This window comes from Candidatus Pseudomonas auctus (genome assembly GCF_048654275.1).
Classification (GTDB): domain Bacteria; phylum Pseudomonadota; class Gammaproteobacteria; order Pseudomonadales; family Pseudomonadaceae; genus Aquipseudomonas; species Aquipseudomonas pharyngis.
Window position 1 is genome coordinate 1 of sequence record NZ_JBJYZK010000030.1, and the last position, 1179, is coordinate 1179.

Below are 1179 nucleotides of genomic sequence, written 5' to 3' on the forward strand. Positions count from 1 at the left end.
TGTGGGAGATTCTATGTTGCAGGGGAACCCTGCAACCTTAAATTGGGTTGGTATTCGCTCTGATTTTTCATGAGGGCGAATGCCACCCGGCAAAGCTTACGGGCGAGGATGACCAAGGCCTGGGTTCTGGCTAGACCTCTTGCCAGATAGGATTCATAGAACGGTTTCCAAACAGGGGACCGACAAGCTGCCATAGCTGCATTGTGTGCAAGACGCCGTAATTCCCCGTCACCTTTTTTGCTCAAGTGGCGAGGACTGTGTTTCTTGCCTGAGTCCTTTGCCTTCAAATCCATTCCCAGAAAGGCGATGAACGCATCGGCGCTGGCGAACTCACCTCGCATGTACGTAGTTGCCAGTCCCGTTGCCGTGAGTTCACCAATCCCTTCAATCGCTTTGCAGCGTCTGATGTTTTCGCTAATGCCGGCCTCTTGGCTGACTTTGCGAAGTAATTCCTGAATGGCCTGATCAAGCTGTTTGAAATGCTCCAACCCATGGGCCAAAAGATCTTCAAGGAGAGGTTCGTTTGACCAGCTCAGCATGATACTGACTCGGGCCTTCATCAGCTGCGCACGCTTGTTAAGCAGACTTTTCAACACCGTGTAGTGCCGTGGTGGTGGGCTCCAGACCCGCAGCCGGTGCTGTTCACTGGTTAGATAACGCGCCAGAAGACGTGCATCACAAGGGTCGGTTTTTGCACGCTGACCGATGCTTTCGCGGTAATGGCTCACCCGGTAAGGGTCCACGACGTAAACCCGATGCCCCATACCATGGGCCAGTTCGGCCGTATCCAGGTGGTAGAGATTAGTGGCTTCCAGGGAAATCGAGCTTTGTGCGGGCAGGGTCTTCAGCCAACGACCTATAGACGTACGGTCGTTGTTGATGACCTGAATGTTTTTCAGATCTTCGCGATAAGCGACGATTTCGGCTTTGGCCACATCGACACCAATCACCGTTGGCGAGGTAAGGATTGTCATGACGAATCCTCGGAGCTAGGGTTTAAGAGCTTGTCGGGGTCTACCGTAGCGCTGGCTTGCCTCTATCGTCGGTTTTACCGATGAATTCCTTATCGGCGCTTTAGGTAGAAAGGGCGGGACGAGAAGTCTCCCACGGTCCGTACTGGCTAGAGTCGGAATCGAGCTTTTAGTCCCGCCCACCCCTTCAAGTCTAAACATACAAGCG

Annotated in this window: 1 protein-coding gene; it reads right to left on the reverse strand. The window is 53.2% G+C overall.

Translation table 11 applies throughout. The annotated features are described in order from the left end of the window. Positions 1-11: 11 nt before the first annotated feature. Positions 12-974 carry an IS110 family transposase gene (locus tag ACKUG4_RS28190; protein ID WP_064592530.1) on the reverse strand — a complete coding sequence of 321 codons (963 nt, stop codon included), beginning with the start codon at positions 972-974 and terminating at the stop codon, positions 12-14. Positions 975-1179 lie beyond the last annotated feature (205 nt).